Consider the following 546-nt stretch of genomic DNA (forward strand, 5'->3'; position numbering starts at 1 on the left):
GTAGCTGCCATAACTGTTTGTATTGTTTGCCATGTTCCAGCAGCTGCTGATGGCTGCCCTGTTCGATGATATTGCCCTGATGAAGCACGATGATCCGATCGCAGTCCCGGACGGTAGAGAGCCGGTGGGCAATGGTGATCACGGTACGCCCTTTGGCTATGTCGGCCATATTGGATTGGATCAGCGCCTGGGATTCATCATCCAGCGCACTGGTGGCTTCATCGAGGATCAGCACCCTTGGATCGGAAAGCAGGGTACGGGCAATTGCCAGTCGCTGCCGCTGGCCGCCGGACAGCGACTGACCGCCTTCGGCCAGTACGGTGTCATAACCCATCGGCAGTTTGAGAATGAACTCATGTGCACCGGAAAGTTTTGCGGCTTCAATGATCTCTTCCAGGCTGGTTTGTGGACGAGACTGGGCGATGTTTTCACTGACGGTTTTGTTAAACAGGAAATTCTCCTGCAGCACGACACCGATCTGTTGCCTGAGTTGGTGGACACTGATTTGGTTCAGCGGGATCCCATCGACGGTCACTTGCCCCTGCT

1 protein-coding gene is annotated in these 546 nt (G+C 54.9%); it reads right to left on the reverse strand.

Annotated features, from left to right (window positions below):
* Window positions 1-546: ABC transporter ATP-binding protein (locus C942_RS24180; protein WP_036801885.1), on the reverse strand; the 546-nt coding region annotated here is incomplete at both ends.

The sequence above is a fragment of the Photobacterium marinum genome, assembly GCF_000331515.1.
Classification (GTDB): Bacteria; Pseudomonadota; Gammaproteobacteria; order Enterobacterales; family Vibrionaceae; genus Photobacterium; species Photobacterium marinum.